The sequence below is a fragment of the Rhodococcus sp. Chr-9 genome, assembly GCF_000801125.1.
Lineage (GTDB): Bacteria > Actinomycetota > Actinomycetes > Mycobacteriales > Mycobacteriaceae > Rhodococcus > Rhodococcus pyridinivorans.
In genome coordinates this window covers 17,318-38,712 of record NZ_JTIZ01000076.1, presented here as the reverse complement: position 1 = coordinate 38,712, position 21,395 = coordinate 17,318, and the positions used below count along the sequence as shown (strand labels likewise).

Sequence of the window (21,395 nt, the reverse complement as noted above, 5' to 3'; positions counted from 1 at the left end):
GGTTCGTCACCTCGCACGACCGTGCGATTCGATACTGATGGCACAATCGGGCAATGCCCGCGACGCACGTGCTCGTTCCCGTCAAGGCCCTCGGCCTGGCGAAATCGCGGCTCTCGCACGTCCTCGCCCCGGCAGCACGGGAATCACTGGTGCTTGCGATGCTGCAGGACACCGTGACGGCGGCGCTGTCCGCCGGAGACGTGACGGTCACCGTCGTCACCGCCGACGAGCGGGTCGCGGCCGCGGCGCTGGACTGCGGCGCGGACGTCCTCCCCGATCCGGTGCGTCCCGACTCCCCCGACCCACTGAACTCCGCACTGCTCGCAGCGGCCCGCCGGGCGCGGGAGCACGCACCCGGCGCCGAACTCGTGGCGTTGCAGGCCGACCTTCCGTCCCTGCGGCCCGAGGATTTCGTGCTCGCACGCGAGACTGCGCGGCGGACCGGAACGGCCGTGGTCGTCGACCACACGGCGAGCGGTACGACGGCGTTGCTGCACTGCGTGAGCGGCACCCTGCCGCCACTGTCGTTCGGTCCGGGATCGGCCGGTCGCCACATCGATGCCGGTGCGTACCCGGTACCGGACGCCCTCCCCGGACTGCGACTCGATGTGGACACACCGGACGATCTTGCCGCCGCACTGCAACTCGGCGTCGGACCGGCCACCGCGGCCGTGCTCGACACGGTCGAGTTCCCCCTGTGCCACCCGTGCGACAGCGCTGCAGGGAGCCGTCGCTCTGCAACAATGAACTCGTGACCAACGGCGATTCCCCCGATCCCACGAGTTCCGAGCACGCGGCACCATCCGGTGCCGCACGACCCGCCGGTCGCGTAGCGACCGCCACCAGCGCCCCTCCGGCCGCGACGGGACTGCAGTCGAGGACCGATCACGACAACACACTTCCCGTCGACCGCTATCTCAACCGCGAACAGAGCTGGCTCGATTTCAACGCCCGCGTTCTCGCGCTCGCGGAGGACACCTCGCAGCCGTTGCTCGAACGCGCCAAGTTCCTCGCGATCTTCGCGTCGAATCTCGACGAGTTCTACATGGTGCGGGTCGCCGGGCTGAAACGTCGCGCCGAGACGGGGTTGTCGGTCCGGTCCGCGGACGGACTGACCCCGCGCGCCCAGCTCGCGCTCATCGCGTCGAGCACGCGCGAACTCGCCGGTCGCCACGCGCAGGTCTTCCTCGACTCGGTCATGCCCGCCCTGGCGGCCGAAGGCATCTCGATCATCCGATGGGCGGATCTGACGGAGGACGAACGCCGACGACTGACACAGTATTTCGCCGACCAGGTCTTCCCGGTCCTGACGCCGCTCGCGGTCGATCCCGCACACCCCTTCCCGTACATCAGCGGCCTGTCCCTGAACCTCGCTGTCACGGTCAAGGATTCGCAGTCGTCCGGTGAACACTTCGCGCGCGTGAAGGTGCCCGACAACGTCGATCGGTTCGTCCGGGTCGATCGCGCGGGTTCGTCGCACGGACTGCCGGCCTTCCTCCCGCTCGAGGAGCTGATCGCCGCCCATCTCGACGTGTTGTTCCCGGGCATGGAGATCGTCGAGCACCACGCATTCCGCGTCACCCGCAACGCCGACTTCGAGGTCGAGGAGGACCGCGACGAGGATCTCCTTCAAGCCCTCGAACGCGAACTCGCCCGGCGGCGCTTCGGATCTCCCGTGCGGCTCGAGGTGTCGGACGACATGACCGAGCACATGCTCGACCTCCTGTTGCGCGAACTCGACGTCGATCGGGTGGACGTCGTCCAGTTGCCCGGGCTGCTCGATCTGTCGTCGCTGTGGCAGGTGCACGCCGTCGACCGACCGGATCTGAAGGACGCCCCCTTCGTGCCGGCGACCCATCCCGCCTTCGGCGAGCGAGAGACACCGAAGAGCGTGTTCTCCACCCTGCGCGAGGGCGACATCCTCGTCCACCACCCGTACGACTCGTTCTCCACGAGCGTGCAACGGTTCATCGAGCAGGCCGCCGCCGACAGCCAGGTCCTCGCGATCAAGCAGACGCTGTACCGGACGTCGGGCGACTCCCCCATCGTCAACGCCCTGATCGCCGCTGCCGAAGCGGGCAAGCAGGTCGTCGCGCTCGTGGAGATCAAGGCACGCTTCGACGAGCAGGCCAACATCAAGTGGGCGCGCAAGCTCGAACAGGCCGGTGTCCACGTCGTATACGGACTCGTAGGTCTGAAGACACACTGCAAGACCTGTCTGGTCGTGCGGCGCGAGGGTTCGACGATCCGCCGCTACTGCCACATCGGCACCGGCAACTACAACCCGAAGACCGCTCGTCTCTACGAGGACGTCGGCCTGCTCACGTCGTCACCCGAGATCGGCGCCGACCTCACCGACCTGTTCAACACCCTCACCGGATACTCCCGGAAGGCGCAGTACCGCAATCTGCTCGTCGCACCGCACGGAGTCCGCAAGGGCATCATCGAACGCGTCGAGCGTGAGATCGAGCACCACGCGGCCGGTCGCCCCAGCGGGATCCGGCTCAAGGCCAACGCCCTCGTCGACGAGCAGGTGATCGACGCGCTCTACCGCGCGTCGCGGGCAGGGGTGCGGACCGAGGTGGTCGTGCGCGGGATCTGTGCCCTCAAGCCGGGCGTGCCCGGCCTGAGCGAGAACATCACGGTGCGCTCGATTCTGGGGCGGTTCCTCGAACATTCGCGGTTGTTCCATTTCCGGGGCAGCGACGAGTACTGGATCGGTAGCGCCGACATGATGCACCGGAACCTCGACCGTCGCGTCGAGGTGATGGTGCAGGTGAAGAACACCCGGCTCGCAGCGCAGCTGGACGGCATCTTCGATTCCGCGCTCGACCCGGTCACCCGCTGCTGGATTCTCGAGGGCGACGGCACCTGGACGGCGTCCCCCGAGCCGGGAACCGCTGCCCGCGACCACCAGGTCGAACTCATGCGTAGTCGTGCGTCCTGAGGTGGAGGGAACGTTGACCGAATCACGCGACAAGCCCGTGAAGGCCAACATCTTCGCGGCGGGCGCGGTCCTGTGGCGTCCTGTCGACGAGAACGCTCCGGACGATGTGCAGGTCGCGCTCGTGCATCGCCCGCGCTACAACGACTGGTCCTTTCCGAAGGGCAAGCTCGACGCGGGTGAGACGGCCGTGGTTGCCGCGGTGCGGGAGATCGAGGAGGAGACCGGATTCCGCTCCGCGCTCGGCAGTAGTCTCGGGAAGGTCGTCTACCCCGTTCCGGGTCACCGCAAGCTCAAGCGGGTGGACTACTGGGCTGCGCGGTGCCTCGACGGGCAGTTCGCGCCCAATGACGAGGTTGACGAATTGCGTTGGGTGTCCCCCGAAGAGGCATTCGATCTGTTGTCCTATCCGATGGACCGCAGTGTCCTGCGCCGGTTCCGCCGGGTGCCGTTGGACACGACCATGGCGCTGATCGTGCGGCACGCCAAGGCGGGTAGTCGGAAGAAGTACAAGGGCGACGACCGTTACCGGCCCCTCGATGCGTCCGGACGGGCGCAGGCCGAGGCTCTCGTTCCGCAGTTGACGGCATTCGGCGGCGACAGCGTGGTGTCCGCCGACCGCACGCGGTGCATCGCGACGGTCGAACCCTTCGCCTCCCGGCACGGACTCGAGATCGCGATCGAGCCGTCCCTGTCGGAGGAGGAGTACCGCGCCGATCCGGACCGCGGCCGCAAGCGGGCGCTGGAGATCGCGTCCGGTCCCGGCACTCCCGTGATCTGCAGTCAGGGCAAGGTGATCCCGCCGCTGCTGGAGTGGTGGGCCGAGCGCGACGGTCTCGCGCTGCCTCCGGCGCGGAACCGGAAGGCGAGCATGTGGGTGTTGTCGCTGCGCGGCGATCGTCTCGTCGCAGCCGACCACCTCGACAGCCCTCTTCCCACGGGCCGTCCACCGGCGGACGACGAGAGCATCNTCGCACGTGTGCGAGCCGCATCGCGGGTGGGTGTTACTTCTTGGTGCTCTTGCGGGCCGTGGTCTTCTTGGCCGTGGTCTTCTTGGCCGGGCTCTTCTTGGCCGCGGTCTTCTTGGCCGCGGTCGACTTGGTGGCGGTGGTCTTCTTCGCCGGAGTCGACTTGGCCGCCGTGGTCTTCTTCGCCGCGGTGGTCTTCTTCGCCGCGGTCGACTTGGTCGCCGTGGTCTTCTTCGCCGCCGTGGTCTTCTTCGCCGCCTTCTTCGCCGCCGTGGTCTTCTTCGCCGCCTTCTTCGCTGCCGCGGTCTTCTTGGCCGCTGCAGCTGCACCGCGCTTCACGGCCGGACCCGAAGCCGGGAGCTTCTGGGTGCCCGCGATGATGTTCTTGAAGGACTGGCCGGGACGGAAGGCCGGCACCGAGGTCGGCTTGACCTTGACCGTCTCACCCGTGCGCGGGTTCCGCGCGACACGCGCGGCCCGACGACGCTTCTCGAAGACACCGAATCCGGTGATGGTGACGCTCTTACCGTCGTGCACGGCGCGAACGATCGCGTCCACGATGTGCTCGACGGCCGCGGTGGCGGTGCGCCTGTCCGAACCGAGTTTCTCGGTCAGAACGTCGATCAGTTCTGCCTTGTTCATTGATTTCCTCCGCACATACACGGTCCACCGTCAGACCGACTCCAGTCCACGGTAGACCCGCAAACGGGCAAGAGTCTATGTGCCACGCGGATTCTCATGCAAATAACCTCCGGGCCCGGCCCGACGGGAGCGTCGGACCGGACCCGGAGAAGGCGCGTTCGGGGGTGTTTTCAGGGCGCCGGAAGGGTACTCGGTTTCCATGACGGCCTTGACTTTTCGTACTCGGAAATCGCGTCTACCTGGCGCAATGTCAATCCGATGTCGTCGAGACCCTCCAGCAGACGCCACCGCGTGTAGTCGTCAATGGTGAACGGCACCACGGTGGTTCCGGCGGTCACCGTCCGGTTCTCGAGATCCACTTCCAGTTCGAGTCCGGGCTGCTGCTCGATGAGCTTCCACAGCAGTTCGACGTCGTCCTGCGAGACCTGAGCGGCGAGCAGACCGGCCTTTCCGGCGTTGCCCCGGAAGATGTCGGCGAAGCGGGACGAGATCACGACCCGGAATCCGTAATCCGACAACGCCCACACGGCATGCTCACGCGAGGAGCCGGTGCCGAAATCCGGTCCGGCGACGAGAACGCTGCCGCGGTCGAAGGGCGGGGTGTTGAGGACGAAGGACGGGTCGTTGCGCCATGCGGCGAACAGACCGTCCTCGAATCCCGTACGGGTGACGCGCTTCAGGTACACGGCCGGGATGATCTGATCCGTGTCGACATTGGAGCGGCGCAGCGGGACGCCGATGCCCCTGTGGGTGGTGAAGGCTTCCATCGAAAATTCTCCTCGTCGGTCCTGTGGTCTAGTCCAGATCCGCCGGTGCGGAAAGCGTTCCCCGCACCGCGGTTGCGGCGGCCACGGCCGGCGAGACGAGATGCGTCCGTCCGCCCTTGCCCTGCCGTCCTTCGAAATTCCGGTTCGAGGTCGACGCGGAACGCTCGCCCGGCGCCAACTGGTCGGGGTTCATGCCCAGGCACATCGAGCACCCGGCCTGACGCCACTCGGCCCCTGCGGCGGTGAAGATCTCGCCGAGACCCTCCTCCTCCGCCTGCGCGCGCACCCGCATCGAACCCGGCACGACGAGCATCCGGACGCCGTCGGCGACCTTGCGGCCCTGCAGGACATCCGCCACGGCACGCAGATCCTCGATGCGGCCGTTGGTGCACGAGCCGACGAAGACGGTGTCGATCTTCACGTCGCGCAGCGGCATGCCCGGTTCGAGATCCATGTAGCGCAACGCCTTTTCCGCTGCAGACCGCTCGGTTTCGTCGGCGATCTCCTCGGGTACCGGAACGCTGGACCCGAGCGCAGCGCCCTGGCCCGGGTTGGTGCCCCACGTGACGAAGGGGGTCAGAGCGCTGCCGTCGATGTGGACCTCGGCGTCGAAAACCGCGTCGTCGTCGGTCTTCAGCTGCTCCCACGCCTCCACGGCAGCATCCCAGTCGGCGCCCTTCGGGGCGTGCGGGCGGCCCTTGATGAACTCGTAGGTGGTCTCGTCGGGGGCGATCATGCCGGCGCGGGCGCCCGCCTCGATCGACATGTTGCAGATGGTCATCCGCGCTTCCATCGACAGTGCGCGGATCGCCTCGCCGCGGTACTCGAGGACGTAGCCCTGTCCGCCGCCGGTGCCGATCTTCGCGATGATCGCGAGGATGAGGTCCTTGCTCGTCACTCCCGGCGCGAGGGTGCCGCCGACGTTGATGGCCATCGTCTTGAACGGCCGCAGCGACAACGTCTGTGTCGCCATGACGTGTTCGACCTCACTGGTGCCGATGCCCATCGCCAGTGCGCCGAAGGCGCCGTGGGTGGAGGTGTGGCTGTCGCCGCACACCACCGTCATGCCGGGCTGCGTGAGACCGAGCTGCGGGCCGACCACGTGGACGATGCCCTGATCGAGGTCGCCCATGGGGTGCAGACGGACACCGAACTCCTCGCAGTTGCGGCGCAGGGTCTCGACCTGTGTGCGCGAGACCGGGTCGGCGATCGGCTTGTCGATGTCCACCGTGGGGACGTTGTGGTCCTCGGTGGCGATCGTGAGGTCGGGACGCCGCAGCGGGCGTCCTGCCAGCCGCAGACCGTCGAAGGCCTGCGGGCTGGTCACCTCGTGTACGAGATGCAGGTCGATGTAGATCAGGTCCGGCTGTCGCGCCGATCCCTCTCCTTCACCGCGCACGACCACGTGCTGGTCCCACACCTTTTCCGCCAGAGTCTTTCCAGCCATCTTCTCCACCTTGTCGTACGTGACGAACGCGGGATCCCGGGGGCTGTCCGGCCGCGTATGGCGTCGTCCCCACCGTTCTCGGCATGCGATATGCTTCCCATTATGCGAGACGGAGGTATCGACCTATGAGACAGCATAGCGGGATCGGAGTGCTGGACAAAGCGATGACAGTTCTCCATGCGGTTGCCGAACAGCCGTGCAACCTCAACGAGTTGTGCGCGCGGACCGGCCTGCCCCGTGCCACGGCGCACCGTCTCGCCGTGGGCCTCGAGGTCCACCGCCTCCTCATGCGCGACAGCGACGGACAGTGGCGTCCCGGCCCCGGACTGGCCGAATTGTCCGCGGGCGCAGGCGACACGCTCGTCGAGGCCGCCTCGCTCGTCCTCCCCCGTCTGCGCGAGATCACCGGCGAGAGCGTGCAGTTGTACCGCCGCGAGGGCACCCAGCGGGTCTGCGTCGCCGCTCTCGAACCGCCGACCGGTCTGCGCGACACGGTCCTCGTCGGCGCACGCCTTCCGATGACGGCCGGCTCCGGCGCGAAAGTTCTGCTCGCGTGGGCCGATACGGCGACCCAGCGCGCCATCCTCCCCGACGCGGCCTTCGGTGAACGCGTGCTCGTCGAGGTCCGCCGCCGCGGCTGGGCGCAGAGCGCCGCCGAACGCGAACCCGGTGTGGCGTCGGTCGCCGCACCCGTGCGCGACAGCAGCGGTGGCGTGATCGCCGCGATCTCCGTATCGGGCCCCATCGACCGCATGGGCCGCCGACCGGGCGCCCGCTGGGCCGCCGACCTCCTCGCCGCCGCAGAAGCGCTCCAGAAGCGTCTCTGAGGCCGACCGCATGCCCGTGTCCCTCCCGGGTGGAGCCCAGGAGGGACACGGGCGGGGCGGGAGGAAGACAGCCGTGCGGCCCCACGCTCTGCCAGAGTGCTTCGCATGGGAACCAACCGCCGCGCAGGCATCACGATGACGGAGTCGGAGATCGACGAGTTCCTCCACCGCAGCCGGGTCGCGAACCTGGCGACCCTCGGACCGACGGGCACCCCGCACCTCGTCGCCATGTGGTACGCGGTGCTCGACGGGGAGATCTGGTTCGAGACGAAGGCGAAATCGCAGAAGGTGGTCAACCTCCGGCGCGACGATCGCGTGACCGTCCTCGTCGAGGCCGGCGACACCTACGACCAGTTGCGTGGCGTCTCGATCGAGGGGCGGGCGGAGATCGTGGACGACCACGACCGCCTGTTCGAGGTCTGCCGCGACGTGTGGGAGCGGTACACCGCCCCGTACACGGAGGAGGCGCGCCCCGCGGTGGAGCAGATGATGCACAAACGGGTGGCCGTCCGTGTGGTGCCCGCGCGGGTGCGTTCGTGGGATCACTGCAAGCTCGGGATGCCTGCCATGGAGATCGGCGGCACGACGGCCGCCCATCTTCCGTCCGCCGCGCACTGACCGCCCATACGCGAAAGGCTCTCCGATCGATGATCGGAGAGCCTTCGTGGTTGTACCCCCGATGGGATTCGAACCCACGCTACCGCCGTGAGAGGGCGGCGTCCTAGGCCGCTAGACGACGGGGGCCTATGGAACTTCTTCTCTTCGCTTCCCGAAGGAAGCTCAGCCAGCATAGCTGGCTGAGACGTTGCGGGCAAACCGCCGCGTCTCAGCTGGGGTACCAGGACTCGAACCTAGAATGGCTGAACCAGAATCAGCTGTGTTGCCAATTACACCATACCCCAATGGTTTGTTCCTTCGGCCTGCCCTGCGGGCGTTGTGGCCTCCGTTCCGAACCGAGAAGAAGATTAGCACCAACCCCGCCACCAACTACAAATCGGCTGGTCAGAGGAGTGCAATCAAGCTCAGGACGAGCTCGGTGGCATGAAATCGAGCCCGGAACGAGTTCGGCCCGTCGCCGGCGGGTGCCGACGACGGGCCGAGAGCGACCATGCAGGGGTCAGGCGATGCGCGCCCGCCCGGCACGCAGTCGTGCAAGGGTGCGCTCACGGCCGAGCAGTTCCATCGACTCGTAGAGCGGCGGGCTGACGTGCGAGCCCGTCACCGCGACCCGCACGGGAGCGAAGGCCTTCCTCGGCTTCAGTTCGAGCCCCTCGATCAGTGCGCTCTTGAGCGCCTCCTCGATCGCCGGCGTGGTCCACTCGGTCAGGCCCTCGAGGGCGGCGACGGAGGCGTCGAGCACGGGCGCGGCATCCTCCTTGAGATTCTTCGCCGCGGAGACCTCGTCGAGCGTGAAGTCGGCGTCGTCGACGAACAGGAACTTCAGCAGGTCCCACGCGTCCCCGAGAACGACGATACGGGTCTGTACGAGGTCGGCGGCCGTCCGGAAGAGCGCGTCGTCGACGTCGGCCCCGATCCGGCCGTGCTCGACGAGGTACGCCTTCAGCCGGGTCGCGAACTCCTCCGGCTCGAGCAGGCGGATGTGCTCGGCGTTGATGGCGTCGGCCTTCTTCTGGTCGAACCGGGCGGGGTTCGAGTTGACCTTGGAGATCTCGAAGGCCGCGACCATCTCGTCGAGGGAGAACACGTCGCGGTCGTCGGCGAGACCCCAGCCGAGCAGAGCGAGGTAGTTGAGCAGGCCCTCGGGGATGAACCCGCGATCGCGGTGCAGGAAGAGGTTGGACTCCGGGTCGCGCTTGGAGAGCTTCTTGTTGCCCTGCCCCATCACGAACGGCAGGTGGCCGAACTCGGGCGTGAAATCGGTGACGCCGATGCGCTGCAGCGCCGCGTACAGCGCAAGCTGACGCGGGGTGGACGACAGCAGGTCCTCGCCGCGCAGGACGTGTGTGATCTTCATCAGCGCGTCGTCGACGGGATTGACGAGCGTGTAGAGCGGGATGCCGTTGCCGCGGGTCAGCGCGAAGTCGGGCACCGAGCCTGCCTTGAAAGTGGTCTCGCCGCGGACCAGGTCGTTCCACGTGAGGTCCTCTTCGGGCATGCGCAGTCGCACGACCGGCTTGCGCCCCTCGTCGAGGAATGCCTGCCGCTGCTCCGGGGTGAGGTCGCGGTCGAAGTTGTCGTAGCCGAGCTTCGGGTCGCGGCCGGCGGCCTTGTGCCGCTCCTCGACCTCTTCCGGCGTCGAGAACGACTCGTAGGCCTCCCCGGAGTCGACGAGCTTCTGCACGATCTCGAGGTGAAGGTCGCGTCGCTGCGACTGCCGGTACGGCTCGTACGGTCCGCCGACCTCCGGACCCTCGTCCCATTCGAGACCAAGCCACCGGAGGGCGTCGAGGATTGCCTGGTACGACTCCTCGGTGTCGCGTGCGGCGTCGGTGTCTTCGATGCGGAACACGAAGGTGCCGCCGTGATGACGCGCGAAAGCCCAATTGAACAGGGCGGTGCGCACCAGACCCACATGCGGGGTTCCGGTCGGTGACGGGCAGAAACGTACGCGTACTTCGCTGGTGGTCATGACTCGCTCAGGGTTGAGGATCGACGGGAGACCTTCCCAGGCTATCCGCCCCGCAGCGAGCTCCGGTCAGGATCCCTTGGCGACGACCGGATTCGTGAGCGTTCCGATGCCCTCGACGGTGATCGAGACTGTGTTGCCCGGCTCGATCGGTCCGACACCTTCGGGAGTGCCGGTGAGGATGACGTCGCCCGGCAGCAGGGTCATGACACCGGAGATCCATTCGATGAGCTTCGGGATGTCGTGCACCATCTTCGAGGTGCGGCTGCGTTGGCGGATCTGCCCGTCGACCTCCGCCGAGATCTCGAGATCGGAAGGGTCGATGTCGGTTTCGATCCACGGACCGAGCGGGCAGAAGGTGTCGTGGCCCTTGGCTCGGCCCCACTGGCCGTCCTTGCGCTGATGGTCGCGCGCGGACACGTCGTTGGCGATCGTGTAGCCGAGGATCGCCTCCCGGGCCTTCGCGGCGGGGACGTCCTTGCAGGGACGCCCGATGACCACGGCGAGTTCGGCCTCGTGATGGACGAGCGAGGTGGTGGGCGGAATCACGATGGGCGCGCCCGGGCCCACGATCGACGTGTTGGGCTTGAGGAAGATCATCGGCTCGTCGGGGACCTCGTTGCCCGACTCGGCGGCGTGGGCGGCGTAGTTGCGACCGACCGCGATCACCTTGGTGGCGAGGATCGGGGCGAGAATCCGCACGTCGGCGAGGGGCCAGCTCCGGCCCGTGAAGGTGGGGTTCCCGAAAGGATGCTCGGCGATCTCCTTCGCCGTCGCGGACTTCCCCTCCCCTTCGATGCTCACGAACGCGACACCATCCGGGCTGGCAATTCGACCAAGGCGCATGTCCGGAGTCTAACGGTGCGCGCACACTGCGATCGACGCCCGGGTGCCGCGGGTATAGAGTCCGACCAAGATTTCATATAACGGTACAACTTTCTCAGATAGTGGGACTCATGGACACTCCGGACATCGGTCGGCGCCGATGGCTGATCCTGGCCCTCGGCGTCCTCGCCCAGGCCTCCCAGGCCACCGTCATCAACGGCGTCGCCTTCCTCATCCCAACCCTGAACCAGGAGGGTGGCTTCACCCTCGCCCAGGCCGGAACCCTCGCCGGCGCACCGATCCTCGGCGGCGTGTTCACGCTCGTCGTGTGGGGCGCGATCGCCGACCGGTTCGGCGAACGTCTCGCGCTGGCCGCCGGACTCGGGATCGCGGCCGTCTCGATGGGACTCGCGAGCGCGACCACCTCACTGGACCTGTCCCGCACCACCTCCGCAGCACTGCTCGGCCTATTGCTGATGTGTGCGGGAGCCGGCGCCGTGAGCGCCAATTCGGCGAGCGGTCGCGTGGTGGTCGGATGGTTCCCGCCGCACCAGCGCGGCCTCGCGATGGGCATCCGGCAGATGTCGGTGCCGCTGGGTGTCGCCGCGGGCGCACTCGTCATCCCCACTCTCGCGGGCGACCACGGGATCGCCTGGGCGCTCTCGTTTCCCATGCTCGCGTGCGGGCTCGCAGCCGTCGTCTGCGCGGTCGGCGTGGTGGATCCGCCCCGACCCGGACGGGTGGAGGCCGAGCGCGCAGGCGTGCTCGGCAATCCCTACCGGAGTTCCATGTCCCTCACGCGGATCCATCTCGCGTCGATCCTGCTCGTCGTTCCGCAGTACGTCGTGTGGACCTACGCCCTGGTCTGGCTCATCGCCGACCGCGGCTGGGACGAGGTCGGCGCCGGTCTCGTCATCACCGCCGCCCAGATCCTCGGCGCCCTCGGACGTGTCGTCACCGGGGCCTGGTCCGATCGGGTGGGCAGCAGGCTGGGACCGATGCGCCTCGTCGCCGCATCGGTCGTCGTGTCGATGGTCGCGCTCTCCGTCACGGCGTGGACGGATTCGGCGATCGCGGTGGGCGTCCTGCTCGTCGCGTCGATCCTGACCTCGGCGCCGAACGGGTTGGCATTCACTGCCGTCGCGGAGATCGCCGGCCCGTTCTGGGGCGGCCGCGCACTCGGGATCCAGAACACCGGGCAGTTCGTGTTCGCCGCGGCCGTCGGACCGGTCTTCGGTGGGCTCATCGCCGCGGTCGGATTCCCCGCGGCCTTCGCCCTGTCCGCCATCGCTCCCGCAGCGGCGGTCCCGGTGATACCGAAGNGTGGCGCCGGACGGGACGTACCCGCCGGCGCCACGCGCGTTTGTGCCGAAGAACTCGGTGCCCGGAGAGAATCCGCGCTCAGAGATCAAAGAGAAGCAGCGATCCGATCGCCGATCTCGGTGGTCACGATCGGACCGGGACCACGATTCGCGAGGTCGGCCTCGACGGCCCGCTCGACGCGTGCAGCATCCTCCTCGCGCCCGAGATGGCGCAGCAGCAAGGCGGTGGACAGGATCGCCGCGGTGGGATCGGCGATGCCCTTGCCGGCGATGTCCGGTGCCGAGCCGTGGACCGGTTCGAACATCGACGGGTTGGTGCCCGAGGCGTCGATGTTGCCGCTCGCGGCAAGGCCGATACCGCCGGTTACGGCGCCGGCGAGGTCGGTGATGATGTCGCCGAACAGGTTGTCGGTGACGATGACGTCGAAGCGCGACGGGTCGTCGACCATGTAGATGGTCGCGGCGTCGATGTGACAGTAGGCCGTGGTGACCTCAGGGAACTCCTTGCCGACGGTCTCGACGGCGCGGGTCCAGATGGCGCCGGCGTTCGACAGCACGTTCGTCTTGTGGATGAGCGTGACGTGCTTGCGGCGGGTCTGCGCGAGCTCGAAGGCGTAGCGGACCACGCGCTCGGCTCCGAACCAGGTGTTCACCGAGACCTCGGTGGCGATCTCGTGCGGGGTGCCGACGCGGATCGCTCCCCCGTTGCCGGTGTACGGGCCCTCGGTGCCCTCGCGGACGACGACGAAGTCGATCTCGTGGTCGGCGGCGAGCGGCGACTTCGAGCCCGGGTACAGGCGCGACGGCCGCAGGTTGACGTGGTGGTCGAGTGCGAACCGCATGTTCAGGAGGAGACCGCGTTCGAGGACGCCCGGCGTGACCGACGGATCGCCGATGGCACCGAGGAGGATCGCGTCGTGCTCGCGGATCGCGGCGAGATCGGCATCGGGCAGGAGTTCGCCGGTCGCGTTGTACCGGCGGGCACCGAGGTCGTACTCGGTCGTCTCGAGATCCGGGACGAGGGCGCGGAGCACCTTGAGAGCTTCCGCCGTGACCTCGACACCGATGCCGTCACCGGGGATGACCGCAAGTTTCATGAGCACTACTCACTTCCTGTGCGACGGTGGCCGCGACCGTGCAGACGGTCGCGGCCACCGGATGATGGAGAACCGAAGGATCAGGACAGGTCGACCTGGGCGACGCGCGCGTCGAGCGCCTCGGTGATCTGTCCGACCTCGGCGTCGCCGACGACGCGGTCGACACGGAGGATCACGGTGGCGCCGGGGCCCTCCGCGTCCTGGCTCAGCGCCGCGGCCTGGATGTCGATGCTCGCGTTGCCGAGCACGGTGCCCAGCGTTCCGAGGACACCCGGACGGTCCTGGTAGTGGACGATCAGGTTGTGGCCCTCGGCGCGGAGGTCGAAGCTGCGGCTGTTGATGTTGACGATCTTCTCGACCTGCTGCAGGCCGGTGAGCGCACCCGCGACGGACGTGACGTGTCCGTCCGGCGCCACGGCGCGGACCTCGACGGCGCTGCGGTGCGTGGTGGCCTCGCTGACCTTCTCGACCTCGACCGTCACGCCGCGCTGCTCCGCGAGCTTGGGGGCGTTGACGAAGGTGACGGGCTCGTCGCTGCTCGCCGAGAACAGGCCGCGGAGGGCGGCCAGGCCGAGAATGTCGGTGTTCTCGGCCGAGAGCTCACCGCTGACGACGACCTGCACGTTCTGCACGGCCTCGGGCGAGAGGGTGCCGGCGAGCAGACCGAGCTTGCGAACGAGCTCGAGCCACGGCGCGACCTCCTCGCCCACGGGGCCACCGGAGACGTTGACGGCATCGGGCACGAACTCGCCGGCGAGGGCGAGCAGCACGCTCTTGGCAACGTCGGTACCGGCGCGGTCCTGGGCCTCGGCGGTGGATGCACCGAGGTGCGGGGTGACGACGACGTTGTCGAGGTCGAACAGCTTCGAATCGGTGCACGGCTCGGTCTCGAAGACGTCGAGGCCGGCAGCGCGGACCTTGCCTTCGACGAGCGCGTCGTACAGCGCGTCCTCGTCGATCAGGCCACCGCGGGCGGCGTTGACGATGATGACGCCGTCCTTGGCCTTGGACAGACGCTCGGCGTTGATCAGGCCGGCGGTCTCCTTGGTCTTGGGCAGGTGCACCGAGATGAAGTCGGCGCGGGCGACCAGCTCGTCGATGTCGACGAGCTCGATGCCGAGCTGTGCGGCGCGGGCGGCCGGCAAGTAGGGGTCGTACGCGATGACGTGGGTTTCGAACGCCGCGAGACGCTGGGCGAACAGCTGGCCGATGCGGCCGAGGCCGACGACGCCGACCGTCTTGCCGAGGATTTCGGTGCCGTTGAAGCTCGACCGCTTCCAGGTGCGCTCACGCAGGGTGCGGTCGGCGGCGGGAACCTGCCGCGCCGCGGACATGAGGAGCGCGACCGCGTGCTCGGCGGCGGAGTGGATGTTGGAGGTGGGCGCGTTGACGACCATCACACCGCGCTCGGTGGCAGCAGCGATGTCGACGTTGTCGAGGCCGACACCGGCGCGACCGACGATCTTGAGGTTGGGCGCCGCAGCGAGCACCTCGGCGTCGACGGTGGTCGCGGAGCGGACCAGCAGCGCCTGGGCCTCGGGCACGGCCGCGAGCAGGGCGGGGCGGTCGGGGCCGTCGACCCAGCGCACCTCGACACCGTCACCGAGCGCATCGACGGTCGACTGCGCAAGCTTGTCGGCGATCAGGACTACTGGACGGCCATTCTGGCTCACGTGCGGACTCCCTGTGTCGTGAATGTGTGAGTGGTCGACGGCGCTCGCGCCCGACAGCATGCGTGGGCACCCGCGACCGCCCACAGTTTAGTGCCCCGGCCCCTCCCACGGGGCCACCGGGACCGGGATCACGGTGGTGCGGGCCGATCCTTCCGCGGGGGCGGGACGATGTCCTGCGGGGGTGCGTCGAGCACACTGCGCTCGATGCCGGGCTGGTTCCGGTGCCGGAAGGCCACCACGGCAGTGCGGACGGTCGGATGGAATCGACCGGCCCCGAAGCGATTCCCCGATTGCATCCGGTGCAACTTGTCCTTGACCGGCCCCTTCATCGCGGCGAAGGCGAGCCATATCCCCCTGTGGGCGAGGTAGTCGTCGAGACGTTCGATCTCCTCGACGGCGCTGATGTCTAAATCCGTGATCGGTTCGGCCGCGAGTACCACCCACTCGATACGGTCCTCGCGTTCGCGGACGAGTTCACGGACGAACTTCGTGAGGATCACACCGTTCGCGAAGAACAGCGGAGCGTCGAATCGCACGAGCACGAGACCCGGGATGCGGTGGCCCTCGGGATGCCGCTCCCGGTCGTGATATCCGGCGATGTTCTCGAGTTCGACGAGTTCGGTCCGGTGGGGTTGCCAGGCACGCACGATCACGACCGCCAACGACAATGCGATCGCGACGAGTACACCCCTCAACACACCGGCGAGACCGACCGCCACGAATGCGGCGAAGGACAAACAGAATTCGATCTTGTTGACCCGCCACAGGCGACCGAGCCCCTTCGCATCGACGAGCGCACTCGCCGCGGCGATCACGACGGCAGCGAGCGCGGCCTGCGGCAGGTACGCCGTCGCCCCCGGCGCGGCGAGCAGGAAGATCGCGACCGTCACCGCTCCGACGGCACCCGCGAGCTGGGTACGCGCTCCGGCCTGTTCGAGGACGGGAGTGCGACTGCCGCTGCCGCAGATGGGGAATCCGCCCGTCGCACCGGCTGCGATGTTCACCACACCGAGGGCGCGCATCTCGGAACTGCCGTCCACGTCCTCGCCCCGTCGGAGCGCGAACGAGCGCGACAGCACCGCGGTGTCGGCGAACGCGATGACGGCGACCGCGACCGCGGGTGCGAGCAGTTCGATCACGTCTCCCCGTTCGATACCGCCCAGAACGGGCGCGGGGATCCCGGAGGGCAGCGCCCCCACCATCTCCACCCGATCGGTGAGCCCGAACACCTCGACCGCCGCGGAGGCGGCGACCACCGCGACGAGCACCGCGGGTATGCGGGGAACGACCTTCTGCAGCACGAGGATCACAGCGAGGGTGCCGGCGCCGAGGAGAAGTCCGACCGGTTCGACACCGTCCTCGAAGACGTCGTCGACGACGTCGAGAACCTCGGCGACGACACCGGATTCGTCGGCCGAGGTGCCCAGCAGGAGCGGGAGCTGCCCGACGATGACGATGATCGCGATCGCGTTGAGGAAACCGACCCGGATCGGTGTGGAGAGCAGATAGGTCAGGAATCCGAAGCGGAGTATCCCCCCGACGAGGAGGATCGCCCCGACGAGGAGGGCGAGCACACCGGCGAGGGCGACCGCACGCTGCGGGTCACCGTCGGCGGCGAGCGGGATCACCGCGGCCGCGATGAGCGGGGCGAGCGCGGAATCCGGTCCGAGCACGAGGATCCGGGACGGACCGACCACCGCGTACACGAGCATCGGCACCACTGTCGCGTAGAGACCCGTGTAGGGCGGCAGTCCCGCCGCCTGGGCATATCCCATGCCGGTGGGGACGAGCAGGGCGCTGAGCGCGAGACCCGCCGTGACGTCGCCCCGCAGCCACCCCCGCCGGTAGGACCGTGCGGTGGCGACACCCGGGAGCCGCCCGAACGCGGCGAGGAGCCACATCAGCCCAGTATCCTCCGCGGCCTCGGCCCGTGGCTGCGACATCGCTCANGGCCCGGCACCCCAGTAGGGGTACCGGGCCGCCGTGACCGGATCAGGTGGCTGTCACGCCGTCTCGGTGATGGGGCGATCGACCCAGCTCATCAGGTCGCGCAGCTGCTTGCCGACAACCTCGATGCCGTGCTCGGCATTCTGCTTGCGCAGGCCTTCGAGCTCCTTGTTGCCGCCCTCGACGTTGGCGACGAGACGCTTGACGAAGGTGCCGTCCTGGATGTCCTTCAGGATCTCCTTCATGCGCTCCTTGGTGCCGGCGTCGATGACGCGCGGGCCGGAGAGGTAGCCGCCGAACTCCGCGGTGTCGGACACCGAGTAGTTCATGCGGGCGATGCCACCCTCGTACATGAGGTCGACGATGAGCTTGAGCTCGTGGAGAACCTCGAAGTAGGCCATCTCGGGGGCGTAGCCCGCCTCGACCATGACGTCGAAGCCGGTCTTGACGAGCTCCTCGGTGCCACCGCAGAGCACGGCCTGCTCGCCGAAGAGGTCGGTCTCGGTCTCTTCCTTGAAGGTGGTCTTGATGACGCCGGCCCGGGTGCCGCCGATGCCCTTGGCGTAGGACAGCGCGAGCGCCTGGCCCTCACCCTTGGGGTCCTGATGGACGGCGATGAGCGCGGGAACGCCCTTGCCGTCGACGAACTGACGACGCACGAGGTGGCCGGGGCCCTTGGGGGCGACCATCGCGACGGTCACGTTCTCCGGAGCGGTGATGAGACCGAAGTGGATGTTGAGGCCGTGGCCGAAGAACAGCGCGTCGCCGTCCTTCAGGTTGGGCTCGATGTCGTTGGTGAAGATCGACGCCTGGGCGGTGTCGGGCGCGAGGATCATGATGACGTCGGCCCACTCGGAGACCTCGGCGGGGGTGCCGACGGTGAGACCGGCTTCCTCGGCCTTGGCCCGCGACTTCGAGCCCTCCTTCAGACCGATGCGAACGTCGACGCCCGAGTCGCGCAGGCTCAGCGAGTGCGCGTGTCCCTGACTGCCGTAGCCGATGACGGCGACCTTACGACCCTGGATGATCGACAGGTCGGCATCGTCGTCGTAGAACATCTCGACTGCCACAGTGATTACCTCTTTCAGCAAGTATGGGTGTGTTAAGGCTAACGGGTAGCCGTGATGGACTTCGGACCGCGTCCGACGGCGACGACACCGGACTGGACGATCTCGCGGATTCCGTACGGTTCGAGCATGCGCAACAGCGCGTCGAGCTTGGACCGCGTACCGGTCGCCTCGATGGTCAGCGACTCGGGCGAGACGTCGATCACCTTGGCGCGGAACAGATTCACCGTCTCAATGACCTGGGTGCGTACACTCGCGTCGGCGCGCACCTTGATGAGCACGAGTTCGCGGGCGACGGACGCCTCGTCCTCCTGCTCGACGATCTTGATGACGTTGACGAGCTTGTTGAGCTGCTTGGTGACCTGCTCGAGCGGGAACTCGTCGACGGTCACCACGATCGTCATCCGCGAGATGTCGGGCACCTCGGTGCCACCGACGGCAAGGGATTCGATGTTGAAGCCGCGTCGCGAGAACAGCGATGCGACTCGGGCGAGCACGCCCGGCTTGTCCTCGACGAGAACACTGAGGGTGTGACTCGTGCTCACTTGGTCTCCTCCTGGGCCGCAGCGTTCTCGCTGCGGGTTTCGAGCGCGTCGATGGTCTCGTGGATGACAGCGGGATCGTCGGCAGCGGCGTCGTCGTCGAACAGCGGCCGGATATCGCGAGCCGCCATGATCTCGTCGTTGCTCGTGCCGGCGGCGACCATCGGCCACACCTGCGCGTCCTTGCCGACGATGAAGTCGATCACGACGGGACGATCGTTGACCTCCTGCGCCCGGCGGATCGCAGGCTCGACGTCTTCCTCGCGCTCGACGCGGATGCCCACGCAGCCGAGGGCCTCGGCGAGCTTGACGAAGTCGGGGATGCGTAGCGAGTGCGTCGCCAGGTCGGTGTTCGAGTATCGCTCCTCGTAGAAGAGGGTCTGCCACTGCCGGACCATGCCGAGATTGCCGTTGTTGATGAGCGCGACCTTGATCGGCACACCCTCGACGGCGCACGTCGCGAGTTCCTGGTTGGTCATCTGGAAGCAGCCGTCGCCGTCGATGGCCCACACCTCGGTGTCGGGGCAACCCATCTTGGCGCCCATCGCGGCGGGCACCGCGTAGCCCATGGTGCCGAGACCACCGGAGTTGAGCCAGGTGCGCGGCTTCTCGTAGTCGACGAACTGCGCCGCCCACATCTGGTGCTGACCGACGCCTGCGCAGTAGATCGCGTCGGGACCGGCGAGCTTACCGACGGCCTGGATGACGTACTGCGGCGACAGGGTGTCGTCGGTGGGACGGTCGTAGCTCAGCGGGTAGGTGCGACGGATGTCGTCGAGGTAGGCCCACCATGCCGTGTAGTCGAGCTTCGTGCCGGTCGCCAGGTCGGCGCGGATCGCCTCGAGCAGTTCGACGATGACCTCCTTGCAGTCACCGACGATCGGCACGTCGGCGTGCCGGTTCTTGCCGATCTCCGCCGGGTCGATGTCGGCGTGGATGACCTTGGCGTCGGGCGCGAAGGAGTCCAGCTGACCGGTGACGCGGTCGTCGAAGCGGGCACCGAGGGTGATGAGCAGGTCACTCTTCTGCAGTGCGGCCACCGCGGCGACGTTGCCGTGCATGCCGGGCATGCCGCAGTGCAGGTTGTGGCTGTCGGGGAACGCACCGCGGGCCATGAGCGTCGTAACGACCGGGATGCCGGTCAGCTCGGCGAGCTCGAGCAGCTCGGCCGACGCCTCGGCCTTGATGACACCGCCGCCGACGTACAGCACCGGGTTCTTCGCGTCGGCGATCAGTCGCGCGGCCTCGCGGACCTGCTTGCCGTGCGGCTTCGTCACCGGGCGGTAGCCGGGCAGGTGCATCTCCGGCGGCCAGCTGAAGGTGGTCTGTGCCTGGAGGATGTCCTTGGGGATGTCGACGAGGACCGCGCCCGGTCGGCCCGAGGAGGCGAGGTAGAACGCCTCGGCCAGGATGCGCGGGATGTCGGCGCCGTCGGTGACCAGGAAGTTGTGCTTCGTGATCGGCATCGTGATGCCGGAGATGTCGGCTTCCTGGAAGGCGTCGGTGCCGATGAGCGGGCGACCGACCTGGCCGGTGATCGCGACGAGGGGCACGGAGTCCATCTGCGCGTCGGCGAGCGGGGTGACGAGATTCGTCGCGCCCGGACCGGAAGTGGCCATGCACACGCCGACCTTGCCGGTGGCCTGGGCGTAACCGGTGGCAGCGTGCCCGGCGCCCTGCTCGTGACGGACGAGCACGTGGCGCACGCGCCGCGAATCGAAGATCGGGTCGTAGACGGGCAGGATCGCGCCGCCGGGAATGCCGAACACCGTGTCGACCTCGAGTTCCTCGAGTGCGCGGACCACCGACTGGGCGCCGGTGACCCGCTCGGGGGCGACCTGGCGTCGATTGGCGGGCTGCGTCGCGGCAGCTGCGGGAGTCGGGGTGGCGGACCCCGGCTTTCGCGGCGAGGGTTGAGGCCGTGCGGTTGGTGCGCTCACTGCGAATTCCTCTGATTCTGGCTCCGGGCAACAAAAAACCCTCGTCAGCAAGTCTGCTGTACGAGGGTGGCGCGTCGTGGGCGAGTTGCGAAATGCGGCTCAGGCGACGACGCGCCGGCCGATTACGAGCAACCCATTCTGATTCACGCGCTCGACGGTAGGCGCATGGTGTCCAGACAGTCAACTTGGTGCGGTCCACTGTCCCAGAATGTGAGATGCCGCGGCTGCAGTGCGAAGATGTAGAGGTGTCATCTTCCCAGCAGCCCGTGCCACCGCCCCCATCATCCCACACGCCCGATTCGACGACGCAGGTCATCCAGATCTCGCGACTGTCCTTCCTCGCGTGCGCTCTGCTGTTCCTCGCCCTCGCCTCCCCCGCGCTGGCGTGGCCGGAGGCCTTCGCATGGACGCTGATCATCCCGTTCCTCGTCGCCGCCTGGGTCGTGCGGGTACGCACCGTCGTCGGCCCCGAGGGCATCGTCGCGCGAGCGACCTTCAAGACGACGAACCTGAAGTGGGACGAACTCGACGGCCTCCGGTTCCCGAAGCGGGGCTGGGCCCGCGCACGGCTCACCGACGGCAGCGAGGTCGCACTGCCGGTCGTCACCTTCGGCCGGCTGCCGCAGCTGTCGGAGGCCAGCGGAGGCCGCATCACCGATCCGTACGCGGCCGCACAGCTCGCCGAGGAGAAGGCATACCGCGAGAAGGCGGCCGCCGAAGCCGGTCCGGATGCCGAAACCACCGACGACGCAGTCACCGTCGAGAAGAAGGGGGACCGCTCCTCCTGATCCTCGCGACCG

16 protein-coding genes, 2 tRNA genes and 2 pseudogenes are annotated in these 21,395 nt (G+C 68.0%); 7 read left to right on the top strand and 13 right to left on the bottom strand.

All coding sequences use genetic code 11. From position 1 onward, the window contains the following. Positions 1-53 precede the first annotated feature (53 nt). From cofC to QR64_RS25805, 3 genes and pseudogenes are all read left to right on the top strand, one after another. Complete coding sequence (gene cofC / locus QR64_RS10135; RefSeq protein WP_019288372.1) at positions 54-755, top strand: 2-phospho-L-lactate guanylyltransferase; 702 nt, start codon at positions 54-56, stop codon at positions 753-755. Continuing rightward, the gene (locus tag QR64_RS10130; RefSeq protein WP_006554520.1) at positions 752-2,947 is read left to right on the top strand and encodes an RNA degradosome polyphosphate kinase; all 2,196 of its coding nucleotides are present in this window, start codon (positions 752-754) and stop codon (positions 2,945-2,947) included. Before cofC ends, QR64_RS10130 begins: the two co-directional genes overlap by 4 nt. Positions 2,948-2,960: 13 nt before the next feature. Then, positions 2,961-3,914, top strand: a pseudogene (locus tag QR64_RS25805) (NUDIX hydrolase); the annotation flags it as partial. A 34-nt stretch (positions 3,915-3,948) separates the two neighbouring features. Here the strand turns inward: QR64_RS25805 and QR64_RS10120 are convergent. The 3 genes from QR64_RS10120 to leuC form a co-directional block, all read right to left on the bottom strand. Then, a complete protein-coding gene (locus QR64_RS10120) occupies positions 3,949-4,554 on the bottom strand; it encodes an HU family DNA-binding protein (protein ID WP_039585127.1) in 606 nt (201 codons plus the stop codon). A 170-nt stretch (positions 4,555-4,724) separates the two neighbouring features. Beyond that, a complete protein-coding gene (gene leuD / locus QR64_RS10115) occupies positions 4,725-5,321 on the bottom strand; it encodes a 3-isopropylmalate dehydratase small subunit (RefSeq protein WP_006554524.1) in 597 nt (198 codons plus the stop codon). 28 nt (positions 5,322-5,349) lie between these two features. Continuing rightward, entirely contained in the window at positions 5,350-6,777 is a 1,428-nt protein-coding gene (leuC, locus tag QR64_RS10110; protein ID WP_019288377.1) for a 3-isopropylmalate dehydratase large subunit, read from the bottom strand. Between the two features lie 116 nt (positions 6,778-6,893). Between leuC and QR64_RS10105 the strand changes: the two genes are divergently transcribed. Both QR64_RS10105 and QR64_RS10100 read left to right on the top strand, forming a co-directional pair. Further along, entirely contained in the window at positions 6,894-7,595 is a 702-nt protein-coding gene (locus QR64_RS10105) for an IclR family transcriptional regulator (protein WP_006554526.1), read from the top strand. A 105-nt stretch (positions 7,596-7,700) separates the two neighbouring features. Beyond that, positions 7,701-8,213 carry a pyridoxamine 5'-phosphate oxidase family protein gene (locus QR64_RS10100; RefSeq protein WP_037215989.1) on the top strand — a complete coding sequence of 171 codons (513 nt, stop codon included), beginning with the start codon at positions 7,701-7,703 and terminating at the stop codon, positions 8,211-8,213. A gap of 53 nt (positions 8,214-8,266) precedes the next feature. Here QR64_RS10100 and QR64_RS10095 read toward each other — a convergent pair. From QR64_RS10095 to QR64_RS10080, 4 genes are all read right to left on the bottom strand, one after another. After that, positions 8,267-8,339: transfer RNA gene (locus tag QR64_RS10095), tRNA-Glu, on the bottom strand. Positions 8,340-8,425: 86 nt separating this feature from the next. Next, positions 8,426-8,497, bottom strand: a tRNA-Gln gene (locus QR64_RS10090). Positions 8,498-8,712: 215 nt separating this feature from the next. Further along, entirely contained in the window at positions 8,713-10,185 is a 1,473-nt protein-coding gene (gene gltX / locus QR64_RS10085) for a glutamate--tRNA ligase (protein WP_006554528.1), read from the bottom strand. Between the two features lie 66 nt (positions 10,186-10,251). After that, a complete protein-coding gene (locus tag QR64_RS10080; RefSeq protein WP_006554529.1) occupies positions 10,252-11,028 on the bottom strand; it encodes a fumarylacetoacetate hydrolase family protein in 777 nt (258 codons plus the stop codon). 110 nt (positions 11,029-11,138) lie between these two features. On the opposite strand from QR64_RS10080, the pseudogene QR64_RS25800 reads away from it, so the two are divergent. Then, a pseudogene (locus QR64_RS25800) lies at positions 11,139-12,329 on the top strand (MFS transporter); the annotation flags it as partial. An 86-nt stretch (positions 12,330-12,415) separates the two neighbouring features. Here QR64_RS25800 and QR64_RS10065 read toward each other — a convergent pair. The 6 genes from QR64_RS10065 to QR64_RS10040 all read right to left on the bottom strand — a co-directional run bounded on the left by QR64_RS10065 (position 12,416) and on the right by QR64_RS10040 (position 20,595). Continuing rightward, positions 12,416-13,426: a 3-isopropylmalate dehydrogenase gene (locus QR64_RS10065; RefSeq protein WP_039585233.1), complete on the bottom strand. Its 1,011-nt coding sequence runs from the start codon at positions 13,424-13,426 to the stop codon at positions 12,416-12,418. Positions 13,427-13,506: 80 nt separating this feature from the next. After that, a complete protein-coding gene (gene serA, locus QR64_RS10060) occupies positions 13,507-15,099 on the bottom strand; it encodes a phosphoglycerate dehydrogenase (protein WP_006554532.1) in 1,593 nt (530 codons plus the stop codon). A gap of 128 nt (positions 15,100-15,227) precedes the next feature. Further along, positions 15,228-17,000, bottom strand: a complete 1,773-nt coding sequence (locus QR64_RS10055) for a SulP family inorganic anion transporter (protein WP_039585120.1) — start codon at positions 16,998-17,000, stop codon at positions 15,228-15,230. 102 nt (positions 17,001-17,102) lie between these two features. Then, a complete protein-coding gene (ilvC, locus tag QR64_RS10050; RefSeq protein ID WP_170318577.1) occupies positions 17,103-18,104 on the bottom strand; it encodes a ketol-acid reductoisomerase in 1,002 nt (333 codons plus the stop codon). Between the two features lie 50 nt (positions 18,105-18,154). Further along, complete coding sequence (gene ilvN / locus QR64_RS10045) at positions 18,155-18,658, bottom strand: acetolactate synthase small subunit (protein ID WP_006554535.1); 504 nt, start codon at positions 18,656-18,658, stop codon at positions 18,155-18,157. Beyond that, positions 18,655-20,595, bottom strand: a complete 1,941-nt coding sequence (locus QR64_RS10040) for an acetolactate synthase large subunit (protein ID WP_024101384.1) — start codon at positions 20,593-20,595, stop codon at positions 18,655-18,657. The genes ilvN and QR64_RS10040 overlap by 4 nt, the downstream gene beginning before the upstream one ends. A gap of 266 nt (positions 20,596-20,861) precedes the next feature. Here QR64_RS10040 and QR64_RS10035 point away from each other — a divergent pair, with 266 nt between their 5' ends. Continuing rightward, positions 20,862-21,383 carry a PH domain-containing protein gene (locus QR64_RS10035; protein ID WP_006554537.1) on the top strand — a complete coding sequence of 174 codons (522 nt, stop codon included), beginning with the start codon at positions 20,862-20,864 and terminating at the stop codon, positions 21,381-21,383. The last annotated feature ends 12 nt before the right edge of the window (positions 21,384-21,395 follow it).

Bases quoted from the DNA above. Each gene is read 5' to 3' on its own strand.
- cofC (WP_019288372.1), top strand. From the start codon at position 54: ATGCCCGCGACGCACGTGCTCGTTCCCGTCAAGGCCCTCGGCCTGGCG.
- QR64_RS10120 (WP_039585127.1), bottom strand. From the start codon at position 4,554: ATGAACAAGGCAGAACTGATCGACGTTCTGACCGAGAAACTCGGTTCG.
- leuD (WP_006554524.1), bottom strand. From the start codon at position 5,321: ATGGAAGCCTTCACCACCCACAGGGGCATCGGCGTCCCGCTGCGCCGC.
- QR64_RS10105 (WP_006554526.1), top strand. From the start codon at position 6,894: ATGAGACAGCATAGCGGGATCGGAGTGCTGGACAAAGCGATGACAGTT.
- QR64_RS10100 (WP_037215989.1), top strand. From the start codon at position 7,701: ATGGGAACCAACCGCCGCGCAGGCATCACGATGACGGAGTCGGAGATC.
- gltX (WP_006554528.1), bottom strand. From the start codon at position 10,185: ATGACCACCAGCGAAGTACGCGTACGTTTCTGCCCGTCACCGACCGGA.
- QR64_RS10080 (WP_006554529.1), bottom strand. From the start codon at position 11,028: ATGCGCCTTGGTCGAATTGCCAGCCCGGATGGTGTCGCGTTCGTGAGC.
- QR64_RS10065 (WP_039585233.1), bottom strand. From the start codon at position 13,426: ATGAAACTTGCGGTCATCCCCGGTGACGGCATCGGTGTCGAGGTCACG.
- QR64_RS10055 (WP_039585120.1), bottom strand. From the start codon at position 17,000: ATGTGGCTCCTCGCCGCGTTCGGGCGGCTCCCGGGTGTCGCCACCGCA.
- ilvC (WP_170318577.1), bottom strand. From the start codon at position 18,104: ATGTTCTACGACGACGATGCCGACCTGTCGATCATCCAGGGTCGTAAG.